Source organism: Agrobacterium sp. SORGH_AS_0745 (assembly GCF_030818995.1).
Classification (GTDB): domain Bacteria; phylum Pseudomonadota; class Alphaproteobacteria; order Rhizobiales; family Rhizobiaceae; genus Agrobacterium; species Agrobacterium tumefaciens.
On sequence record NZ_JAUTBI010000003.1, the window covers coordinates 442312 to 464836 of the forward strand.

20 protein-coding genes are annotated in these 22525 nt (G+C 58.4%); 7 read left to right on the forward strand and 13 right to left on the reverse strand.

From position 1 onward, the window contains the following. Positions 1-4 precede the first annotated feature (4 nt). The 5 genes from QE432_RS12005 to QE432_RS12025 all read right to left on the reverse strand — a co-directional run bounded on the left by QE432_RS12005 (position 5) and on the right by QE432_RS12025 (position 6444). Complete coding sequence (locus QE432_RS12005; protein ID WP_097100908.1) at positions 5-1210, reverse strand: MFS transporter; 1206 nt, start codon at positions 1208-1210, stop codon at positions 5-7. Between the two features lie 63 nt (positions 1211-1273). Further along, positions 1274-2707 carry a M81 family metallopeptidase gene (locus QE432_RS12010; protein WP_306624391.1) on the reverse strand — a complete coding sequence of 478 codons (1434 nt, stop codon included), beginning with the start codon at positions 2705-2707 and terminating at the stop codon, positions 1274-1276. Positions 2708-2719: 12 nt separating this feature from the next. After that, positions 2720-4639, reverse strand: a complete 1920-nt coding sequence (locus QE432_RS12015) for a beta-N-acetylhexosaminidase (RefSeq protein WP_306624393.1) — start codon at positions 4637-4639, stop codon at positions 2720-2722. 42 nt (positions 4640-4681) lie between these two features. Further along, positions 4682-5464 (reverse strand): SDR family oxidoreductase, encoded by a 783-nt coding sequence (locus tag QE432_RS12020; protein WP_003516784.1) that lies wholly within the window; start codon positions 5462-5464, stop codon positions 4682-4684. A 116-nt stretch (positions 5465-5580) separates the two neighbouring features. Continuing rightward, positions 5581-6444, reverse strand: a complete 864-nt coding sequence (locus QE432_RS12025) for a MurR/RpiR family transcriptional regulator (RefSeq protein ID WP_003516783.1) — start codon at positions 6442-6444, stop codon at positions 5581-5583. Positions 6445-6687: 243 nt separating this feature from the next. Between QE432_RS12025 and QE432_RS12030 the strand changes: the two genes are divergently transcribed. Beyond that, positions 6688-7173: a hypothetical protein gene (locus QE432_RS12030; protein ID WP_013636865.1), complete on the forward strand. Its 486-nt coding sequence runs from the start codon at positions 6688-6690 to the stop codon at positions 7171-7173. 146 nt (positions 7174-7319) lie between these two features. Here the strand turns inward: QE432_RS12030 and QE432_RS12035 are convergent, their stop codons facing one another. The 5 genes from QE432_RS12035 to QE432_RS12055 all read right to left on the reverse strand — a co-directional run bounded on the left by QE432_RS12035 (position 7320) and on the right by QE432_RS12055 (position 12823). Beyond that, positions 7320-8432: an ABC transporter ATP-binding protein gene (locus QE432_RS12035; protein ID WP_003516776.1), complete on the reverse strand. Its 1113-nt coding sequence runs from the start codon at positions 8430-8432 to the stop codon at positions 7320-7322. Between the two features lie 185 nt (positions 8433-8617). Further along, positions 8618-9850 (reverse strand): extracellular solute-binding protein, encoded by a 1233-nt coding sequence (locus tag QE432_RS12040; protein WP_025594526.1) that lies wholly within the window; start codon positions 9848-9850, stop codon positions 8618-8620. 40 nt (positions 9851-9890) lie between these two features. Next, positions 9891-10748 (reverse strand): carbohydrate ABC transporter permease, encoded by an 858-nt coding sequence (locus tag QE432_RS12045; RefSeq protein ID WP_003516772.1) that lies wholly within the window; start codon positions 10746-10748, stop codon positions 9891-9893. Next, positions 10745-11629, reverse strand: a complete 885-nt coding sequence (locus tag QE432_RS12050; RefSeq protein ID WP_003516771.1) for a carbohydrate ABC transporter permease — start codon at positions 11627-11629, stop codon at positions 10745-10747. The genes QE432_RS12045 and QE432_RS12050 overlap by 4 nt, the downstream gene beginning before the upstream one ends. A gap of 12 nt (positions 11630-11641) precedes the next feature. Then, the gene (locus tag QE432_RS12055) at positions 11642-12823 is read right to left on the reverse strand and encodes a Gfo/Idh/MocA family protein (RefSeq protein ID WP_003516769.1); all 1182 of its coding nucleotides are present in this window, start codon (positions 12821-12823) and stop codon (positions 11642-11644) included. A gap of 439 nt (positions 12824-13262) precedes the next feature. Here QE432_RS12055 and QE432_RS12060 point away from each other — a divergent pair, with 439 nt between their 5' ends. From QE432_RS12060 to QE432_RS12075, 4 genes are read left to right on the forward strand one after another with little or no spacing between them, the layout of a single operon-like run. Beyond that, positions 13263-14018 carry a GntR family transcriptional regulator gene (locus QE432_RS12060; RefSeq protein WP_112682373.1) on the forward strand — a complete coding sequence of 252 codons (756 nt, stop codon included), beginning with the start codon at positions 13263-13265 and terminating at the stop codon, positions 14016-14018. A 26-nt stretch (positions 14019-14044) separates the two neighbouring features. Beyond that, the gene (locus QE432_RS12065) at positions 14045-15067 is read left to right on the forward strand and encodes an SIS domain-containing protein (protein WP_003516766.1); all 1023 of its coding nucleotides are present in this window, start codon (positions 14045-14047) and stop codon (positions 15065-15067) included. Beyond that, a complete protein-coding gene (nagA, locus tag QE432_RS12070; RefSeq protein ID WP_306624399.1) occupies positions 15064-16230 on the forward strand; it encodes an N-acetylglucosamine-6-phosphate deacetylase in 1167 nt (388 codons plus the stop codon). The genes QE432_RS12065 and nagA overlap by 4 nt, the downstream gene beginning before the upstream one ends. Before the next feature lie 3 nt (positions 16231-16233). Continuing rightward, on the forward strand, positions 16234-17160 hold the full coding sequence (locus QE432_RS12075) for an ROK family protein (RefSeq protein WP_065703396.1): 927 nt from the start codon (positions 16234-16236) through the stop codon (positions 17158-17160). A gap of 6 nt (positions 17161-17166) precedes the next feature. On the opposite strand, the gene QE432_RS12080 is transcribed toward QE432_RS12075, so the two are convergent. Together QE432_RS12080 and QE432_RS12085 are read right to left on the reverse strand one after the other, a co-directional pair. Next, positions 17167-18423 (reverse strand): FAD-dependent oxidoreductase, encoded by a 1257-nt coding sequence (locus QE432_RS12080; protein ID WP_306624401.1) that lies wholly within the window; start codon positions 18421-18423, stop codon positions 17167-17169. 26 nt (positions 18424-18449) lie between these two features. Next, entirely contained in the window at positions 18450-19151 is a 702-nt protein-coding gene (locus tag QE432_RS12085; protein ID WP_115062448.1) for a phosphatase PAP2 family protein, read from the reverse strand. A 163-nt stretch (positions 19152-19314) separates the two neighbouring features. On the opposite strand from QE432_RS12085, the gene dxr reads away from it, so the two are divergent. After that, complete coding sequence (gene dxr / locus QE432_RS12090; protein WP_306624403.1) at positions 19315-20508, forward strand: 1-deoxy-D-xylulose-5-phosphate reductoisomerase; 1194 nt, start codon at positions 19315-19317, stop codon at positions 20506-20508. A 35-nt stretch (positions 20509-20543) separates the two neighbouring features. Here dxr and hemA read toward each other — a convergent pair whose 3' ends face one another. Continuing rightward, positions 20544-21761, reverse strand: coding sequence for a 5-aminolevulinate synthase (hemA, locus tag QE432_RS12095; protein ID WP_003516756.1), 1218 nt, complete (start codon positions 21759-21761; stop codon positions 20544-20546). Between the two features lie 371 nt (positions 21762-22132). Between hemA and QE432_RS12100 the strand changes: the two genes are divergently transcribed. Beyond that, positions 22133-22384: a YMGG-like glycine zipper-containing protein gene (locus tag QE432_RS12100; protein WP_003492347.1), complete on the forward strand. Its 252-nt coding sequence runs from the start codon at positions 22133-22135 to the stop codon at positions 22382-22384. Positions 22385-22525: the final 141 nt, after the last annotated feature.

Below are 22525 nucleotides of genomic sequence, written 5' to 3' on the forward strand. Positions count from 1 at the left end.
CGCTCTACCTGCGGCGGCCCTTCCCATCAAGCGCGTAGAGCATGTAAACGCCGCCGAGACCCACAACCGCTCCCAGGATTGAAGTGCCTGAATAGCTCGTGACGAGCGTGCCGACGGCAAAAATCAGCGCACCCAAACCCGCGCCGAGGAAGATGTTGACGGCAATCAGCGAGCTTCCAAGCCCCGGCCGATCCGCAATCAGTTCCTGCAGATAGGTGATCGGGATACTAATGATGGCGGCTGCGCCGAGCGCGCTGATCAAGGTCTGCGCGTAGATATGCCAAGGTGCCGTCGCGAGCCCCTGCAGGATGAGGTAGATGGCATAAAGCCCCGCTCCCGCCGCAAGGGTCAGCGTTTGCGGCACCTTTTTTTCGATCCAGCCCCACAGCAGGATGAAGACGATTTCCAGCGCGGCAACGATGCCAGCGACGATACCGATATCCGCGACCGTTCCCTTTGCCTGACCCGTTATGATGAGCGAGCGGATGGAATCATTGAGATGCAGCATCGAGCAGATGAGCGCAATGGCGATGATCCGCAGCAGCACCCGTCGCTCCCCGATTTCCGCAAGTGAAGCGCGGACACCGAAGCGTGCCTGCGTGTTCACCGATGCCGGCGTCGCCGTGCGCGGCAGGCAGAAAGCGACAAGCAGAAAGCAGATAAGCGCGCAAATGCCTGAGAACAGGAAAGCCATCAGCATATTGCCGGAGTTTACCAGAAAAATACCGACGATGCCCGGCACCAGCACCCATGAAAGCGAAATCGTGGCCCGCATGATCGAATTCACGGCGATCATGTCGCCCGTCGAAAGATTGCGGGCATCGGCGCGCACATGCGCGAAAATCAGAGAGTTCATTGCCCCGAAAATCGGCAGGAGCAGCAGCTTCGCGGTCACGAAGGCGGTGGCATTACCAACGAGATAAACCAGCAGATAGCCGCTGACGCCGAAAAGCGCGATCAGCAACATGGGTTTGCGATATTCGCCGAGCCGGTCTGCAACGATGCCCATCAGCACGCTGGCGCTGACATTGATGATGGCGGCAAACAGCATCAGCAGGGAATAGACGGTGTTGCTGAGCCCGATTTCGCGAATGCCGATCACCGCCTGATAGGGGGCGGTGGCGGCATTCGAAAATCCGAAGAACAGGATGGCGAGCGCCCCGATGCGGATCGACGGATTGTTGAAAACGATGGAAAGAGCCGACGGCATGAAGGTTCGCCTGAGATGATCCGGCACCGCCGGATCGCTGAATGAAATGCTATCGAACCGCTGTCATCGCCAGCGGGCCGAAAGGATGGGTTTCGGGATATAGTTGAAATGCGGTTTCCATGGGTAAAAATCGCCATCCCGGCGGCGATTGGGGAGGTTTTCGATATCCTGATTGATAACCCCCTCCGTCAACGCCATGAGATTGGGATTGGCGATGGGCGCAAGCTCCGGCGAAAGATAACCTGACTTGACGACCAGCAGCCTTACCGCCTTCGGATCGAAGCCCAGACGGGTGAAATCCGCGATCATGTGATAGGGCCTGCGCCTTGCAGCCAGAATGACGGTAATGCCATCGATGACGACGACCGCCTGCCGCTGATCGGAAGCACCTGGATCGTCCAGTTTCAGGACCTTGGCTTCGACGGTGATGGAAGGGCTTTCGGGATCGAGACTGCCGCCGATCTTCAGGGAAAGCGCCGCGCCCTCGCCCGCCGCAAAACAGGCCTCGACCGCCGGCCTGTCGGTGATGCCGCCGATCAACGCGCCCTGCCAATTGCGCGAAATCAACGCCGCCAGAACATCGGCGCGATCGCCCACCCCGCCGCCGGTCGGATTGTCGCCGGAATCCGCCAGAATGATCGGCCCGGTTGTTGTTTTTTCCGCAATATCCATGATGACCTCGAGCGGTTCGGTCACGGGACCGAAACGGAAATCCTGTCGGGCATTCCAGTAGGATTGCGCAATCTCCGAGGCGACCGCCTGCGCGGCCTCCCTGTCCGTCCCGGTCACGACAGCGCAGGCCGTCGCCCTTGGTTCATCGGCCCAGACGTAGCCGATCATGAAATTCGCATCCCAAATGCCGGGCCGCGCGTCGTAGTCCGGCAAGACGGCATAGAGGCTTTTGGCCGGTTCATCTTCCGTGGAGGTTTTTTCACCCGGCAGTAGAACGGGGATTTTCGCCCATGCCACACCGGGCTTCTCGCCCGTTTTCAGAGCCTTGATGAGCATAGTCCACGCCCGCACCATCGTCTCGCGCACATCGATATGCGGAGCAGTTCGGTAGCCGGCGAAAATATCCAATTGGTCGATGATCGACTGGCTGACATTGCCGTGCAGGTCGTAGCTGGCGGAAATGATCACATCCGGTCCGACTACGGCGCGGGCGCTGGAAATCCAGTCCCCTTCCGCATCGTCCATTCCCTCGACATTCATCGCGCCATGCATAGCGAGATAAAGCCCGTCGAGCGGCAGGCAAGCCTTGAGACGCTCCAAGAATTCCTGCTTGAACACATCATAGGCCGCGCGCGACACGGGACCACCCGGCACCGCCCGCGCATGCAGAAGCGGCAACACCTCCGCCCCGCCTTCGCCGAGGAAATTGAAATATTCGGCTTCCAGCAACTCCGTCCCGCGAAAGACGCGAAAATCTTCCTGACGCATCAGCACCGGCGAATAGGTGCTGCATTCGGTATGAATTCCACCAACGGCAATACGCATCTCGCCTTCCTCTCAATAGACCGGGCTCAAGCGGACGATGGCGGAGAAACGCAGCCAGTCCTTCTGCGCTTTCGGCGTCCACGCCGCCTCGGCAATGGCGGGCAGTCTCGGGAAAACCAGATGGTTGAAATAGGCGCGATTGAGGAAATGCTCGGACCAGATGCAGGCCTGAACGCCTTTCATCCGCTCCTTCAATTCCTCGGGGAACTCACCGACTGCCTCGTAAGCATATGTATGCGACGGCGGAACGGTGCCGGCCCAGCTTGCGCCCGGCTCCTGCCAGGCTTCATCCTGCACCATGTCGAGATAATAGGCCTGTCCCGGCGTCATCACGACGTCGTAGCCCTGCTTTGCAAGCTCCAGGCCAACTTCCGGCTTCTGCCAGGCCATCAGCAATGTTCCCGAGGGATCGACGCCGCCGCCGTGCGAAACTTCGTCCCAGCCGGCAAGCTGGCGGCCGCGCTCATGCAGCATCCCCTGAATACGTTTCATGAAATAGGACTGGATACCGAAGGTGCCGTCGAGGCCTTCCTTTTCCATCAACGACTTGGCAAGCGGCGAGGCAAGCCAGGAGCCATCTGCTACCTCGTCGCCGCCGATATGGATCAGCCGCGAGGGGAAAAGCTCCACCATCTCGTCGAATATCTTGCCAAGGAATTCATAGGTCGGCTCGATGGCGGGATTGAGCGCATTGTTGGGATAGCCCTGTACGGAGCGATAGCTGTCCGGCGCTTCCTGCCCATCCGTCAGCTCCGGATAGGCAACGAGAGCCGCCGTGCTGTGGCCGGGAATATCGACCTCCGGCACGATTTCGATGTTCAGTGCCGCCGCATGCGCGACGACCATGCGAACATCATCCTGCGTGTAATAACCGGAAACCGGCTCAGCCCCATTGCCGAGCTGCGGCAGAAGCGGCGCATCCGGTCCGCGCGTCGCGCCGACTGTCGTCAGCAGCGGGTAAGCCTTGATTTCGAGACGCCAAGCCTCGTCATCCGTCAGGTGCCAATGGAACCGGTTCATGCGCAGCCATGCAAGAATGTCGATCAGCCGCACGACATCACCGGTCGGATAGAATTGTCGCGAGACATCCAGATGGCAACCGCGCCAGCTGTAACGCGGCGCATCGGCGATGGTGCCGGAAACCGGGAAACGGAATTTGGTATCGGTGCGCGCGCCGTGCAGCAATTGCGCAAGCACAGTCAGGCCGTATTGCAGACCTGCAGCGGCCGAATATTCCACGACGACGGCGTCATCAGAGAAAGACAGGCGATAACCTTCCGCTTCCAGACCGCTATGTTGCTTGAAACGAAGCTGTTTGCCCTCATGAACAGGCGCGAGGCTGAAAGGCACGTGACCAACGGCAAAAAGCCTGCGGAACAGCGACGAAACAGTTTCCACCGCAAGCACCTCTTCCTTGCCTGCCTCTTCCGTCGGGAAGAGTGCGACGGGAAAGTCTTCGCCCGGCGCGGCATCGATTTCCGCAGGCCAGGGCTGGATGGCGAAGGGCAGATCGAGCTTTCCTTCGGGAAGCAGGGCTGGCGCCGGCTCGCTATGGCGCCCGTCAAGCATCAGGTCAGCGACATCAACCGCGCGATGTGTGCCGTCGGCAAGGCTGATATAGGCGGATTTCGCACCGTCTGTGCGATGGCGGGCAGGCCTGAGCAGGCCGTCAACGGTGAAACGCCACGATTTCCCGGCTTCCAGCACGAAACCCCGTGGCGGCGCAAATTCATGGAAATTGGCATTGCGGCGCAGATAGACGGCATTGCCGCAGACGGGCTTGTCGATGGTCCGCGTCAGCGACGTATAGACGATCCGGAAATCCTTCACCGGCTCGCTGGAAAGATTGAACAGGGTGAAGGTGAAGCCACCCGATGCGGAATCTTCGAGCGGATGCCATGAGTTTTCGAGACGAAATTGTGCGAGCGCCATGATGCTCCCCTTTATTGTGCTTCAAGCCCGAGAGGACTTCGGTCAGTAGTGTTCGGATTGTGAGAAAGTGCGGGCGAGCGGCGCCTGCCCTGCCGTCAGGCCGCAATCCACCGGCAGGCACACGCCGCTGATGGCCGCTGCCTGTGGCCCGGCTAGAAAAGCGACGGCGTTGGCGACATCCTCAGGCCTCACGATGCGCTGCAACGGATACCAGTGCTTCGCTTCCTCGAAGACCTGAGGATTGACTGCCGCCCGCGCTTCCCAAGCCTGCGTGCGCACGGTTCCTGGAGCAACAGCATTGGAACGAATGCCGAATTTTCCGTATTCGACAGCGATCAGCTTCGTCAGATGGATCAAGCCTGCCTTTGCCGCGCTATAGGCGGGATGGCCGAACACAGCCATGCCGTTGACGGAGGTGATATTGATGACAGACCCTTGCGTGCGCTTAAGCGCGTCCTCGAAAGCCCTGAAGCAGAGAAACGGTGCTTCCAAGTTAAGGGCATTGTCCTTGCGCCATATCTCTGCGGTCGTGTCGTGCAGGCTGACGGCCCTTGCAGCACCGGCATTGTTGACGAGGGTCGCGACATCACCCAGCTCCGCAACCTCCAAGGCCAGCCTTGCAAGATCCTGCGGATCGGTGACGTCGCAGGTTTTCGAAACGAAGGCGGAACCGGAAAGCAGGGAAAGCGCATTGGAAAGGGCGTCGGGATCGATATCGACCAACACCACCTTCGCGTGGCTTTCAGAAAGCGCCGCGGCAATCGCCCGGCCGATGTCGCCCGCCGCGCCCGTTACGACGGCGACCTGGTCTTTCCTGTCCTGCATGTCATGCTACTCCTTCGAAGCTTTCCAGAGCGGGTTTTGGGGTCAAGCCGCTCTACATCTTTGTTTTTACGCATTTTCCGGGCGTGAAACCGCTACGCGGGCTCACTGGAAATGCTCTAGTCACCCAGCAATTGCCGGTCGTCCGGATCACGATGCTCCACAAGCTGCTGCTTGATGTGCCGCAGGGTCACCATCGACCGCTGCCGGTGGTGATAGGCAGCTAGCGTCGCCAGAACATCAACCGCCGCCAGATAGGCATAACGCGATGATGTTGGGCGGAAGATATTGTTTCCCTCAGGCACGTTGACGGCCACCACCATATCGGCGGCCAAGGCGACGGGCGTATCGCTCTGGGTCAGCGCGATGGTGGTGACCCCCATTTCCCGCGCCAGCCTGAAGCACTTCACCAATTCCATGTTGCGGCCGGAAAAGGAGGATCCGATGATAACGTCTTCCTTCCGCGCAGCGGCAGTCATCATCAATTGCATGCTGTGATCGGCGCTGGTCGAAACGCGCAGGCCAAGGCGAAACAGCCGGTTCTGAATTTCCGAGGCGATCATCGAGGAATTACCACCGGCTCCAAACGCGTAGATCATGCCGCTATTGGCAATCCGGACGGCCGCTTCGTCGGCCAGGGCGGGATCGAGCGTCTTGTGCAGCAGGAAAAGCGCCTCCTGCGCCTTGGCAAGCACTTCCTCGGCGACGTCCGACGGGCCCGTGCTTGTCGGTTCCGAGGTGAGGTAGCGGATGCCGACATAAGCGGTCTTGGCAAGGCTGACCTTGAAATCCGAAAAGCTCTGGCACCCCAGACGGCGGCAGAACCGCGTCACAGTTGGCGGGGAAACCTCGGCGCGGGCGGCAAGCTCGATGATCGATGCATTGACCGCAAACTCGAAGTCCGAAACCAGAATATCGGCGATCCGCCGCTCCGATTGCGAGAACTGTCCCCTGTCGTCTTGAATCTTTGCGAAAATATCCATGCTCACCGGTCTCCGTTCCGCCAAAACTTAAGGCTTGGCCCCGTTTCCGATGCACCCTAATCCGAGACGCCCGTCAACCGTACACACCCATGAATCGACCATGTTTCGCCCCGTTGACGACACGCCGGACACCTTTGATTTGAAAATTATTTTCTCTGTTGATTGCGAGATGAGCATATGCCAACAATCTTCGCCAGAGAAATATCCAAATCTTGAAAATAATTTCAACAACGGACCTAAATCATGCGCGACCCATTCAAAAACCCTTTTCCCGAAACAGACGTCGCCCGCCACTCCATCTGGGACATGCTGGTAACGCGGGATATCGACGCCTTCCTCACTGCCGACTGGTCGAAAGTCGCGGATGATTTCGTAAAGGACGGCTTTCTCGGCATCAACGCCAACCGGGATGCAAACCCGGACAACTGGCGCCTGTCCTTCCCCTCGCTTGACGCCTATCGCGACGAATGGCTGCGACAGGCGCAGGATTTCCAGACCCAGCAATTCGCTGAAGACCCGCGCAATGCGATCTTCACCACCACCACGCTGGAAGAAATCGAAGTGGAAGGTGAGACCGCGCTGGTTCGCAAGAAGTTCGACGGCGGGCTTCGCAAGGCCGATGGCAGCTTCGACGTCATGAAATGGCAGACGCTCTATTATTGCCGACTGCATGAGGGCCGCTGGAAAATCAGCGGTTTCACCGGATACATGCCCAATCCCATGCCGTGATCCAGCGGACCTGCCAGACCGTTTTGAACGCCGGGCCGAAAGCCCGGCGTTGCTTTTTCGTCTGCAGGACGAAGACCGCTGAAAACCGATAGCGTCGCAGAAAACCGGGCATGGCGAGACAGATTTCATGGCCCGGTTCCCGCCCTTTATTGTATCAGTTTGAGGACAGAAAGGTCGACACGCCGTTCGAGCGATGTGCCGCTTTCATCAAACAGATGGCAATCCGACGCCTTGATACCGGTGACGATGGTTTCATCGACGACAACAGGCGCAGAACCGGAAAGAAGCGCGCAATAATTTTCACCCGTGGGCGCGACGCCATAAGCGATCGTATTCACACCCAGCCGCTCGATAACGCTGGGCGCGACCTTGATATTCAGGTCGGCCGTTTCGAGACCGGTGTGTTCCGGGCGAATGCCGAGCGTCAGTTGCGTGCCTTCAAGACCGGCGCGCGGCTCCACCGGCACGGTGATTGTCTGGCCCTCATACTCCACGGTCACACCATCGGCGCTGACGGATTTGCAGGTGACCTTCAGGAAATTCATTTTCGGATTGCCGATGAAACCGGCGACGAACAGGTTTGCGGGCTTGTGGTAAAGTTCCAGCGGCGCGCCGACCTGGGAGATTTCGCCCGCATTCAGCACCACGATGCGGTCGGCCATGGTCATGGCTTCCACCTGGTCATGCGTCACGTAGATCATCGTCGCCTTCAGCGTCCGATGCAGATTGGTGAGCTCGATACGCATGTCGGCGCGAAGTGCGGCGTCAAGGTTGGAAAGCGGCTCGTCGAACAGGAATATCTTCGGCTCGCGAACGATGGCGCGGCCGATCGCTACACGCTGGCGCTGGCCGCCGGACAACATGCCGGGACGCTGCTGCAGGCGCTGGTCGAGTTGCAGGATCTTCGCGACGGCCTCGACCTTTTCCTTGATCTTGCCCTCTTCCATCTTTTCGACACGGAGGGGAAAAGCGATGTTTTCAAAAACCGTCATATGCGGATAGAGCGCATAGGACTGGAACACCATGGCGATGCCGCGTCTAACCGGCGGCAAGTCATTGACCTTCACGCCGTTGATGACGATGTCGCCGGCGGAAATATCCTCAAGGCCGGCGATCATGCGCAGCAATGTGGATTTACCGCATCCCGAGGGACCGACAAAAACGACGAACTCGCCATCCCTGATGTCGAGCTGAACGCCCTTGATGACTTCGAAATGTCCATAGTTCTTGCGGACGTTGTTGAGATAAAGCTGACCCAAAACTTGCCTCTCCCGTCACCAGCCGACATCAGGCTGCGTTCAGAGACGTTCCGCGACACGGAAAAATCGCGCCTTATCGGAACCGTTAAAACACACGAGAAGCTCCTGCCGTCATAGCGGCGGGTATTCTCGCAACGAATTATGAGGTTGCGGGCGACGTGCGCCCGCAACCGTATAAATGTGGATTACTTGTACTGCTCGAGAGCGGCAGAGGCCTTCTTTGCGGCATCTTCCGGTGTCGCCTTGCCGGTAACGACAGACTGCACCATCTCAATCATCGTGTCCTGGAAGCCCTTGTAGTCAGTGAAGAGCGGCTCGGGACCGCCATAGGCGATACCGTCGATCAGCGGCTTCCAGAAGGGGTCCTTGGCGATGAACTCATCAACCTTCGGCGACGGACGAAGCGGGGTCAGGCCAGCGCCGCCCTGCAGTTCGTATTCGCCCTGCGGGCCGGGAGAAGTGATGAACTTGGCGAATTCGGTCGCCTTTTCTTCGACACCGGTTCCCTTGAAGATCGCGAGGCTGTCGGTGATGAGCAGCGTGCCGGGACCCTTGGCTTCAGGGCCGAGCGGCAGGGTTGCGATACCCCAGTTGATCTTGGTTTCCTGCAGGCGGGTTGCAGCACCCGATCCCGCCTGGATCATGCCAACCTTACCATCGAGGAAGATGGCGCGGATTTCGTTCTGCTCGTAGGCCGTCGGACCCTCGACGGAGTAAGGCGTGATGTCCTTGTAGGCCTTCAGAGCTGCAAGAACCTGCGGGCTGTCGACGGTGATCTTGTCGCCGTCGATGACCTTGCCGTTATTGGTGTAAACCCAGTGCATGAACTGGTGCATGGTGTTGTCGAAGGTCTTGGCGGGCAGACCATAACCGGCGACGCCGGTCTTTTCCTTGATCTGCTTGGCAAAGGCGATCTCTTCAGCCCAGGTCTTCGGCGGCACTTCCGGATCGAGACCGGCCTGCTTGAAGAGGTCCTTGTTCCAATAGAGCGCCTTGGTCGAGAAGGCGACGGGCACGCCCCACTGCGTATCCTCGAAGGTAACCGTGTCGACGATGTTAGGGTAATAGGTCTTCTTTTCTTCTTCGGTCATCGGCACCGGAACGATGAGGTCGTTCTGTGCGAACTGCTTCAGCGTGCGCGAACCGACATAGGCCATGGCGACCGGAGTGCCGGCGGCAGCGAGCGTGGTTGCCTTGTCCTGGCACTGCGCCCAGCCGACGACTTCCGGAACGACCTTCCAGCCGGCATTCTTGCCTTCCCATTCCTTGATGTATTTTTCATGGATGGGGTCCATCTTGTCGCCGCAATAGATCCAGCTGATCTCCTTGTCGGCGGCGTGTGCCGCCACCGTGCCAAGGGCAGTGGAACCGGCAAATGCGAAGGCGCAAAGCGCCAATCCGTAATGTTTCAGTGCCATAGATAGTCTCCCGTTTTCTGGTGGTCGTTCCTATTGTTGATTATTTCACCGCGCCGGCGGTAAGCCCGCTGACGAGATAGCGTTGCATGAAGAAGATGACGACCATGGCCGGCGCAATGCCGACGAAACTGGCCGCCATCAACTCATTCCAGACGACTTCCTGACGACCGAAATAGGCAAACAGGCCGATGGGCAGCGGCATATATTCGGTCTTGGAATTGAAGGTGAGCGCGAAGATGAACTGCTGCGCATAAGCACCGATGAAGGTGGTGATGGAGACGACGGCGATGCCAGGCATCGCAAGCGGCAGGATCACCCGGCGGAAGGTATAGAAATAGCTCGCGCCGTCCACATAGGCCGCCTCTTCCAGTTCGCGCGGAATGCGCAGCATGTAGGTTCGCAAAAGCCAGATGGCAGTGGGGATCAAAAAGGCGGCGCCGGGAATGATCATCGCCAGATAGGTGTTCAGGACGCCCATATTGCGCATCAGCCGGTAAAGCGGGATCAGAAGCACCGCACCGGAGAACATGTTGATCGCCAGAAACGCGCCGAGCAATTGCCCGCGACCGCGAAACTGGAACCGCGCGAAAGCATAGGACGCCGGCACCACCAGAAGCAGAACGATGATCGTCGATATCGTCGAGATGAAGAAGGAGTTGAAGACGTAGCGGGCAAAGCCGGGAACGCTGACCCACATGGTCCGGTAAGCTTCGAAGGAGCCGTTTTCCGGCCAAAACTTATACGGTGACGAAAAAAGCAGGCTGAGCGGTTTCAGCGAAACCAGAAACCCTTCGACAAACGGCGCCAGCACGAAGGTCAGGAATACGGCGATGCCGCAATAAATCCCGACGATCTCATACCATCTGTAACGGTTGATCATCGCATTTTTGTCGGTCATCGGCTGGTCTCCTGCGAGATACGGCTGGTGATGCGGAAGTAGAAGTAGGTGAATATGGACAGGAAGATGCAGATCAGCACTGCACGCGCCGCGCCCTCACCGTATTTGTAGGAACCGATCGCCGTCTTGTAGGTGTCGATGATCATGGTCGTCGTCTGGCCCGTCGGTCCGCCCTGTGTCAGGATCCAGATGATGTCGAAGGAATTGAAGGTCGAAATCAGCGAGATCATCGACATGGTAATCATGGCCGGCAGCATCAGCGGCAACGTGATGCGGCGGAAGCGGTAGGTGCGGCTGGCGCCGTCGGTCCAGGCTGCCTCGTAAAGATCTTGCGGAATGGCCTGAATTGCCGCCAGCAGATAAAGCGTCACCATCGGCACGCCGATCCATACGTCGGTGATGATGGTCGCCCAGAAAGCCGTGCTGCCATAGGCGAGGAAGGCGACTGGACCGTCCACCAGGCCAAGGTTCTGGAGAACACCGGAAATCATGCCGAACTGGCCGTTATACATCCAGCCCCACATGAAGATGCCGATAGCCATCGGCACGATCCATGGCGGCATCGTCAGGATGCGAAACAGGGCCCGACCGGGAACGGCCGAATTCAGCAACACCGCACCGAAGGTGCCGATGATCATCTTTATCGAGACGGAAAAGAACGTCCAGATAAAGGTCCGCGTGATGACCCCGGCGAAAGTCTCGTTGAAGATCTTCTCGTAATTGATGAAACCCACCCAGTTCGTCGTCTTTTTCAACGACGCGTCCGTGAAAGACAGGATGAAGGTATCGACGAGCGGATAAGCAACAATAACAGTGATGTATAAAAGCGCCGGCAAAAGAAGAAGCCAAGCAAAGATAACCGCGCTGCGTTTCGCATCCATCGCAGCGCCCCCTTAAGCCGATTTCACGGCGGGCGACTTCAACTGCCCGTGGAGTGCCAGATCATATTCCTCCCACACCGGCTTGAGATCGACCACCTTGCGGCCATGGCGCGCCTCGTCCATGGCGAGCGCCAGAATACCGGCCTCGATCGCGTCGAGCGCGGAAACCGGCAGGGGCGTCCCCTTGACGACATGGTTGATCACGTCCTCGGCCATCTGCTCATCAGCGCCATAATGCTGGGAGAGCACGGTTGCCGCCGAATAGGTCTTGGCAACGGTCTTTTCGTTGGTGCGGGCATTGTGCACGTTCAGGAAGCCGCGCACGAAATCGCCCTCGGCCATGCCCTTGGCGCCGATGACGCAGAAACGGCGGAAATCGTCGGGAACGTTCAGATTGGTATGGAAGGCGAGCGATGCGCCATTTTCATATTCGACGATCGCGGTCTGGTAGTCGATGATATCACCGTCGCTGTCGAAAACCTTGTCGGAACCCATCCAGCCGCTAGGCTTGCGATGGTAGACTTCCATGTCGTTGATGCCGTCATTTTGAGGAGCATTTGCAGGCGTGAAGCTCTTGCGCCCGCCAAAGCTCGACACGAAACGCGGCCGGGCACCCACCACGCCATTATAGAGATCGAGGTCGTGGCAGCATTTTTCCAGCATAAAGGAGCCGGAATAGTTCTCGTAACGCCGCCAGTCGCGCATGAAGAACGCGCCATGATAGGGCGGGATATGTTCCGAAGCCTCGATGGAGACGACGTCACCCAGCTTGCCTTCGGCCTGCGCGGCGCGCAGATCGCGGTAAAGCGGCGAGTAACGCAGGACCAGACCGACCAGCAGCCGCTCATGTCCATGCTTGTTGAGCAACCGGGCGAGTTCGAGGCTTTCCTCGATGCTGACGACGATGGGTTTTTCCGAGAAAATGGTGCAACCGGCTTCAAGCCCGATGCGGATATGCTCCAGATGCATATGGTTCGGTGAGCCGATCATCAAAAGGTCGAATGTCTCGCCGGCAATCAACGCCTCGGGGCTGTCATAGGCCTTGCCAGCCGAAATGCCCTTTTCCTCAAGACCCGGCAGACCGGCCGGGGCAGGATCGACATAACCGACGATCTCGAAATCCTTGTCGATCTCGTGAAAAACGTAGCCCAGATAACCGAGACGGAATCCGAGTCCGATAATTCCCACCTTCATGAACTTTGTTCCCTGTTCATTCGTAATTCATTTTCGCAGAAGCAACCATTTCTTTGCTGGTTATCTTGATATCTGCGATAATTTTCCGCCACGATGAAATTAATTTTCATAACGGTCAAGTTAAATTCGATCTCGCAAATCCTAGTGAGGACCGGAGACCGATTTCCCCAGCGGAGACAGGCGCAAGATAGAGCGCCGTCAGCCACTGATACAAAAACAATACCAAAAAAATGCCAATCGTCTATAGCAATTCCAATTGCCGGAAATTTTTTTTGGTTAATGCGGAAATTTCAAGCATGAGGCCTTATTATTCGGCAAATGATCGAAAAAACCACCGATTAGTCGTACAAATCCACTAATGGTTCTATTTTGGTATTGCCGATTGTGACGCATATGGTATAGCCGGAATTCGCCACATCGATTGTGACAGAGGTTATGGATGAACGGGGCAGTGCTTATTCTGGACGACCTGCAATCGGGAGGCGGCGGCCCGCTTTACCTGAAACTGCGTCAGACGATTGAAGACGCCATCAATGGCGGCCGCCTCAAACATGGCGATGCCCTGCCGCCCGAGCGCGACATTGCCGAAAGCGCCTGCGTCAGCCGCGTCACGGTGCGCAAGGCTGTGGACGATCTCGTTCGCGACGGACTTCTCGTCCGCAGGCATGGGTCGGGCACCTTTGTCGTCAAACCCATCACCCGTATGCAGCAGCCGTTGACCAAGCTTACCTCGTTTACAGAGGATATGCGCCGCCGGGGAATGGTGGCGAGCACGCGCTGGCTTGAAAGAGGCCTGTTTTACCCGACCGGTGACGAGATGATGGCTCTCGGCCTTTCCCAATCCGCCATGGTTGCCCGGTTGACGCGACTGCGCCTTGCCAACGACCAGCCGATCGCGCTCGAAGTCACGAGCCTGCCGGGTGATATTCTGCCGGACCCACAGCTGGTGGAAAACTCGCTTTATCAGGAGCTTGCGAAAAGCGATATTCGCCCCGTCCGCGCCATCCAGCGCATCTCCGCGCGCAACCTTACGGATGAGGAAACGATGCTGCTTGGAGTTCCCCCCGGGTCTGCTGCACTTTCCGTCCAGCGCATGGCCTATCTCGAAAGCGGCCGCCTCATGGAAATATCGCGCGCCCTTTATCGCAGCGACGCCTACGACCTCGTCGCCGAACTGACGATGACCTCCGACTGAAACACATCGACCAAGGACAGAAAACGATGACAACCCTGATGCGCCAGGAAATCAACGAGATTCCCGATGCCGTCGCCCGTCTGCTGGACAATACCAGTGCCGACTTCCGGCAGGCCGGAGACAAGCTGAAAGCCCGTGACCCGGCCGTTATCGTCACCATTGCGCGCGGATCGTCCGATCACGCCGCGCATTTCCTGAAATATGCGATCGAGTTACAGACGGGGCTTCCAGTCGCCTCGCTCGGCCCTTCGCTCGCCTCGATCTACCAGACGAAACTGCGGCTGGAACGGGCGGCAGCCTTCGCCGTATCGCAATCGGGCAAAAGCCCTGACATCGTCGCGTTGGCGGAAAGTGCCCGCAAGGGCGGAGCGCTTACCTTCTCCCTCGTGAACACCCTGCCCTCCCCCCTTGGAGACGCCGCCAATCACGCCATCGACATCCAGGCGGGACCGGAAAAGGCAGTTGCCGCAACCAAGTCCTTCGTCAACTCCATTGTCGCCGGTCTGGCCATCCTTGCCGAATGGACGGAAGACAGCCTGCTCGCGAAGGCCGTCAGCACCCTGCCGCAGAATTTCGCCAAGGCGATCGCGCTTGACTGGAGCCATATTGGCGAGGCTGTGAAGGGTGAGGATTCACTTTATATGCTGGGCCGCGGCCCCGCCCTTGCGATTGCCGCGGAAGCCGCGCTGAAATGCAAGGAAACCTGCGAGCTGCACGCGGAAGCCTATTCGTCGGCAGAAGTCATGCACGGCCCGGTTTCGCTGGTCGCACCGAAATTTCCGGTAATCGCCTTTGCCGCGCGCGACCGCGCCGAGACCTCCGTTACGGATATTGCCGCAAGCCTTGCCCATAAAGGCGCCAATGTTTTCGTCACATCTGCCAAGGGTAGCCCGGCCAAGCCCTTGCCCTTCGTGGAAACAAACCATCCCCTGACCGATGCATTGCTGCTTATCGCGCCGTTTTACGGCTTCATCGAGCAACTGTCGCGCGCAAGAGGCTTCAACCCGGATGCTCCCGTGGCATTGAAGAAGGTGACTGAAACCCAATGAGCGGCATAAAGGCATTTGTCGGCGCCCGCATTTTCGATGGCGCCGAATGGCATGATGACAAGGTGCTCCTGATCCGCGAAGGGCGCGTTGCCGCTGTCCTGGACAGCGTGCCTGCCGACGCCGAAGTGATCGATACAGATGGGCTGTTGATCGCGCCGGGCTTCATCGACCTTCAGGTCAATGGCGGTGGTGGCGTCATGTTCAACAACCAGCCGGATGTGGCTGGCATTGCCCGCATCTGCTCCGCCCACGCCCAGTTCGGCACGACGGCTTTGATGGTGACGCTCATCACCGACCGGTCGGACGTGACTTCCAGGGCGGCGCAGGCGGGGATTGCCGCGGGCAAGGAGCATGTGCCCGGTTTCCTCGGCCTGCATTTCGAGGGGCCGCATCTTTCCGTCGCGCGCAAGGGCACGCATGATCCGGCGTTGATCCGCAAGATGGAGACAGACGACCTCGCGGTCCTGACCGGCTGCAGGGCGGAACTCCCCTTCGTGCTGACAACCATTGCCCCGGAAAATGTTACTGTCGAGCAGGTTGCAGCACTCAGCGACGCCGGCATCGTCGTCAGCCTCGGCCATACCGACACCGGTCTCGATGTTGCGACGGCCTATGCTGATGCAGGCGCATCCATGGTAACGCATCTCTTCAATGCCATGAGCCCGCTTGGCCACCGCGAGCCGGGGCTGGTCGGGGCCGCACTTTCGTACGGCAAGTTGCATTGCGGGCTTATAGCCGACGGATTCCATGTCGATCCGGCCGCAATCGGCATTGCGCTGCGCGCCAAGAATGGCCCGGCCCGCATCTTCCTTGTCACCGACGCCATGTCCACCATCGGCACGGATGATGACGGTTTTGAACTGAACGGCCGGCGCGTCTATCGCAACGGTGGACGGCTAACATTGGCCGACGGCACGCTGGCGGGAGCGGATATAGACATGCTCTCCTGCATCCGCTTCATGCGTGAGAAGATGGAAATGCCGCTGGAAGAAGCTTTGCGAATGGCATCCGCCTATCCCGCGCAGGCAATCGGCGCATCCGGCAAGGGAAAACTCCTGTCCGGTTTCGATGCTGATTTCGTGATGCTGACACCAGACCTCCAGATGCATTCAACATGGATTGGCGGAGAAAAAATCTACGATGCCACACGTTCCGGAGTCTGAACCATGATCGTTTGTTTCGATATCGGCGGAACGACCATCAAGGGCGCGATTGCCCATGCCCCGGACGATATTCGCCCCGTGCCGCGTATACCAACGCCCAAAACCAGCTTCGAAGACTTCGCTGCCGGCTTGAAATCCGTCATCGACAACAGCGGCGGCACACCCGACTGCGTATCACTGTCGATCGCGGGCGTCATCGATCTTGATACGGGAAAGGCGACAGTCGCCAATATTCCCAGCATTCACCGCAGAACGTTAAAAGACGATCTGGAAAAAGCCCTGAACCTTCCTGTTATCGTTTCGAACGATGCGGATTGTTTCGTGATCGCCGAATCGGAAATCGGCTCCGGACAAGGACATCGCGTCGTCTTCGGCGTTATCCTTGGAACAGGTGTCGGCGGCGGGCTGGTGATTGACGGCAAGCTCATCAACAGCGACGGCGGCTTCGCTGGCGAATGGGGACATGGGCCAGTGGCCGCGACATTGGCCGGCAATCCACCGGTATCGCTGCCGCGATTCGAATGCGGTTGCGGCCTCACCGGCTGTGTCGACGCGATCGGCAGCGCGCGCGGCATGGAAAAGCTGCATCTGCATCTTCACGGGCAGGATATGACCAGTGAGGATATTATTGCCGCCTGGCAGGCAGGCGATGCGCAAGCCGCAAGAACCATCGATGTACTCATTGATATTCTCGCCTCGCCGCTGGCGATGGTGATCAATGTCACCGGCGCAACCATCGTGCCCGTCGGCGGCGGGCTTTCGAATTCAAGGGAACTCGTGACAGCTCTGGACGAAGCCGTCAGGGGCCGCATTCTCAGGCGCTTCGACAGGCCGCTCGTCGTGCCTGCCATTTGCCGGATCGAGCCGGGGCTGATCGGTTCCGCCGTTATCGGGCTGAAATATGCGAAGGAAATCGTGAATGCGGCTTAAGCCGCGTCACACCGTCTCGATCTTTTCCCGACGAAAGCCCAACCCCACCAGCCTGCCGGTCAGATGGGCAAAAAGTGGAAACCGCATGATCGCCCGCACGATGGCGGGTGGGCCTTTCGGCTTTTCCGCCGTTTCCGCCTGCTCTTTCTTGCGACCGACACGCATCATCCGCTGCAAGAATTGCGTGGCCTTGGTTGGAAAGGATCGCCGTTTCTCTATGGCGGCGAGGTCATCATCGGCAATGGTCCGGCCGGATGTGAATACCGGCACCAGAACATTGGCCGCAGCAACCGCATCCTGAATGGCAAGATTGATGCCGACACCGCCGACGGGCGACATGGCATGGGCCGCATCGCCGATGCAGATCAGGCCGGGCTTCCACCAGCGCTTCAACCGATCGATACGGACGGTGAGCGGATGCACGTCATCCCAGCTCGTAATTTCGTCGAGCCTCTCGCGCGGGAAAGGGCAGATTTCCGCAACCCGGTTCCTGAAGGCTTCAAGTCCCTCAATCTTCATGTCAGCGAAAAAGCCCTTGCGCACCACGTATCCGCATTGCCAGTAGTCACCGCGGTTGATCATCACGAAACCCTGCCGCGAACCCGCATGGCCCATGGTGTCGGCCGGATCACCCGGCTGTCTCGAAAGACGCATCCAAAGCACCTCGGTCGGGATGCCGAAGCGCTGTACTTCAAGCCCCGCCGCCTCGCGGACGATGGAGTTGCGGCCATCCGCGCCCACCACCAGATCAGCGGCGATCTCGATTGCGCCTTCCGGCGTATTGACCATGAGGCCACCAACACGCCCGTCGCGCTCGATCAGGCCGGTTACCGGCGCATTCATCAGCAGCCGAAAATTCTCATATTGCCCGGCCTTGCCGACGATAAAATTGAGAAAATCCCATTGCGGCATGAAGGCAATGAAACGATGATGGACCGGCAGCCGCGAAAAATCCGCGATCGTGATACGCTCGCCGCCGATGACTGCGTTCAGCCGTGGCGCACGCGTATGCGGGAGGCTCAGGAACTCCTCGGCAAAACCCAGCTGCTCCATCAGTTCAAGCGTGGAGGGGTGAATGGTGTCGCCGCGAAAATCGCGCAGAAAATCTCCATGTTTCTCGACAACCGTTACGTCTATACCGCTGCGGGCAAGCAAAAGGCCGAGCATCAGGCCGGCCGGCCCGCCACCGGCCACGACAACGGACGTGCGGATGTGCTGAACGGCCCTGCCGTCATTCTTCGGCACGACTTTCGCTTCTTCCATCACCGCCCCCTGTCCGTTAAACGTCTCTATCGTGCATCCGCCGCCGGCAGGTTTGCATTTTTCGGCTGTGGCCAACCATGTGCATCGAAACGGAAAAGCATTTCGGACCGGGCAAAGATAAAGGCGAAGGCCATGGCCGTCCACATGCCAAGCAACAGCCCGGCGGCCACATCGCTTGGATAATGCGCGCCGACTATGACGCGTGAAACACCAATGACAAGCGCAAGCAGCAGGAACGCCCAGCGGAAGCGCGGCATCAGCATGGCGAAAACACCGAAAAACGCTCCGGCAGCCGTCGAATGGCCTGACGGGAAGCTCTCATAAAGATTGTCACCGGTAAAAGGCGTGAGGCTATAGGCACCCATTTCCAGAAAAAGCTCCGGCCGCGCCCGCCCGATCAGGAATTTCAGCGTGTGGACCAATATGCTCGCCGTTCCGATCGTCAGGAAGAAGTAAGCGAGAAGCCGCCATGCCGTCCTCAGCCGGCCGGAATAGGTCCGCGCCTGCAGGACACGCGCGCCGACATAGGCGAGGATGGCAAGAGCGCCAGTGGAATAAAGCATCCAGCTGAACGTACCGAAATCGGTAATGGAACGATTGAAGGAAACTATCCTTCCCGGCAGGGCTTGAGCATGTTCCGAAAGGCGTGGGTCGAAAGGAATAAAGACCAGAACCAGCACAAGGCTTGCCGCAAAAATCCAACCGCTGGAAACCAGAAAACGTCGCATCAATATTCTCTCATCCTTTTTCTTGCATATGGCTTTGCCATCCGCAAAAACAATAGCCCGGCTGTGTCCTTGTTATGACGGGTTTTCACGAGTAGAGGCTAGTGCATGTCGCCAGAAACTATGCATCGGTTTCGGGCAACCGGAAACGACCGACGGACGGAAGATGACAGATACCAGTGAAATGCCACGCAGGCTGACGATATTGGGTTCGACGGGTTCGATCGGTACGAACACACTGGATGTCGTCCGTCAGCTGGGTGGTCGCAGACAATTCGAGGTTTTGGCGCTCACCGGCGCCGGAAACATCGATCTTCTGGCGCAACAGGCGCGTGAATTCGGCGCGCAGCTCGCGGTAACCGCCGAGGATGGCAAATACGAAGCGCTGAAAGCGACCCTTGCCGGCACCGGCATTGAGGTTGCGGCAGGCAAATCCGGCCTCGAAGAAGCGGCCTCGATGGAGGCCGGCTGGGTAATGGCAGCGATTGCCGGAACACCTGGTCTTGCCCCGACATTGACAGCCGCACGGCGCGGCGCAGACATAGCGCTTGCCAACAAGGAATGCCTCGTTTCAGCAGGCGATGTTTTCCTGCGCACGGTCAAACAGGGCGGCGGCAGGTTGATCCCGGTCGATAGCGAACATAGCGCGATCTTCCAGTGCCTGACGGGCGATCACAAACAGGCCGTGGAGCGCATCGTACTCACCGCATCCGGCGGACCCTTTCGCACCTGGTCGCGTGAGCAGATGGCCAATGTCACGGCAGATATCGCCCGCGCACATCCCAACTGGTCGATGGGGTTGAAGGTATCGATCGGCAGCGCCTCGATGTTCAATAAGGGGCTGGAAATGATCGAGGCGAAATATCTCTTCGATCTCAGGCCCGAGCAGGTGGAGGTGATCGTTCATCCGCAGTCGATCATACATTCGATGGTGGGTTATACGGATGGCTCCTATATCGCCCAGCTCGGCTCGCCCGATATGCGAACCGCCATCTCTTATGCCCTCACCTATCCTGAGCGCGGCAATCTCAATGTGGAACGCCTGGATTTCGCCAAACTGGCGCGGCTCGATTTCGAAGCTCCTGATGAGGCCAGGTTTCCGGCGCTCCGACTGGCGCGCACGGCGCTGGAGCGCGGAGGCTTGCAGGGCGCGGCTCTGAATGCCGCCGAAGAAACCGCCTTTCACGCCTTCGTCGAAGGCGGCATCGGTTTTCTCGATATGGCCGAAATCGTCGAAACGGTCATGGACCGCATGCATGACGGCCGATCAGCCAACAGCATTGAAGACGTATTTTCGGCGGACGGGGAAGCCCGCAATCACGCGCGGGAACTCATCGCCAGCAAAGAAAAGGCCGCGTAAACGCGGCCAGATTTTCTCTTGTTTGAACTGCGGCCTTAAGCCACGGCACGCGCCAGCGCACAATGCGACCAGAGCTGGTGCAACGCGCCCACCAACTGTTCGATGTCGGCATCGGTGTGCAGCGGTGTCGGGGTGATGCGCAGACGCTCGGTCTTGCGCGGCACGGTTGGATAATTGATCGGCTGCACATAGACGCCGTGATTGTCGAGCAGGATATCCGAAATCCATTTGCACTTGGCGGCATCGCCCACCATGACCGGTACGATATGGCTGGGATTGTCCATGTGCGGAATGCCGCGTGCATCCAGAAGCCCCCGCAGCTTGCGCACCCGGTCCTGATGGCGGGCGCGCTCAAAGGGGCTTGCCTTCAGATGCTGGATCGAGGCGATTGCGCCGGCAGCGAGCGACGGCGGCAGGGCCGTCGTGAAGATGAAACCGGAGGCGAAAGAACGGATAAAATCACAGACCGCCGTGGACCCGGCAATATAACCGCCCATCACGCCGAAAGCCTTGCCGAGCGTTCCCTCGATGATAGTCAGGCGATCCATCAGGCCTTCGCGCTCGGCAATGCCGCCGCCGCGCGGTCCGTACATGCCAACGGCATGGACTTCGTCGAGATAGGTCATGGCGCCATAACGATCGGCAAGATCGCAGATTTCCTTGATCGGGGCGATATCGCCATCCATCGAATAGACGGATTCAAAGGCGATGAGCTTCGGCGCGCTTGGATCGGCTGCCTTGAGCTTTGCCTCGAGATCTTCGAGATCATTGTGTTTCCAGATCACCCGCTCGCAACGGCCGTAACGGATGCCTTCGATCATCGAGGCATGGTTGAGCGCATCGGAGAAAATGATGAGGCCCGGAATTTTCTGGCCAAGTGTGCCGAGTGTCGCCCAGTTGGAAACGTAACCCGACGTGAAGATCAGCGCCGATTCCTTGCCGTGCAGATCGGCAAGTTCCTGTTCCAGCAGGACGTGATGATGGTTGGTCCCAGAAATATTCCGGGTGCCTCCCGCACCCGCGCCACAGTGATCGATGGCGGCTTTCATGGCTTCGATGACTTTGGGGTTCTGGCCCATGCCCAGATAATCGTTGGAACACCAGACGGTTACGTCCTTGCGCTCGCCATTGGCGTTGTACCGTGTCGCGCGGGGAAAATTCCCCTGCTGGCGTTCGATATCCGCAAAAACGCGATAGCGTCCCTCAGAATGCAGGCTCTGCAGTTCCGTCGTAAAAAATGCCTCGAAGTCCATGCCATGCTCCAGAATTGACCAGATCGTTTTCTGCCTCGACACCGGGACCGTCAACCCTTGCGAGCTGCTTTAACCACGTCTGCGTCAATTCGCCGTTGTTTTGAACCATTCCAATAAACCGTTTATAGACGCCGATGAAAAGTACAAAATTGATTCACATCAAAAAACCCGGAAATTTGGAACCTTTTTCAAACGGCGCCGTTGTTTGGGACGCAATCGATTTACGCGCGGAAGAACGCCTGAAAGAGGAGGCTTCCCTAAACGGTATCGAATTGTTAGTTATCTGTGGCGGTCGGAGGTAGCAGTCGCCGCAGATAAATATGGGACGCCTACCGAGCCGAAGAGCTCATTGTAACGTTGGAGAGAGTTTCATGAAAAAGGCAATCATATTTGCGCTGGTCGGCCTGTCGCTTGCAAGCTGCACGCAGACTGAAAAGGGTGCTTCGATCGGTGCCGTTTCCGGTGCGGTCCTGGGCGGCGCTATCACGGGCAACGTTCGTGGCGCGGCAGTAGGCGCGGCGATCGGTGGCGTTGGCGGCGCGTTGATCGGCAATGCATCCGAACCTGGCTATTGCTATTATCGCGACCAGTACGGTCAGCGTTACACGGCGCGTTGCCGTTAATAGCTGCACGAGATACCGTTGCACAGAAGCCCCGGTCATCCGGGGCTTTTTGCGTTAAGGCGGGCAAAACACAGTCCGAAGGGTCCTCAACGCCGTTTATTTATGATTAAACTGCACTGTTAACGGACAGGAAACGGGTCA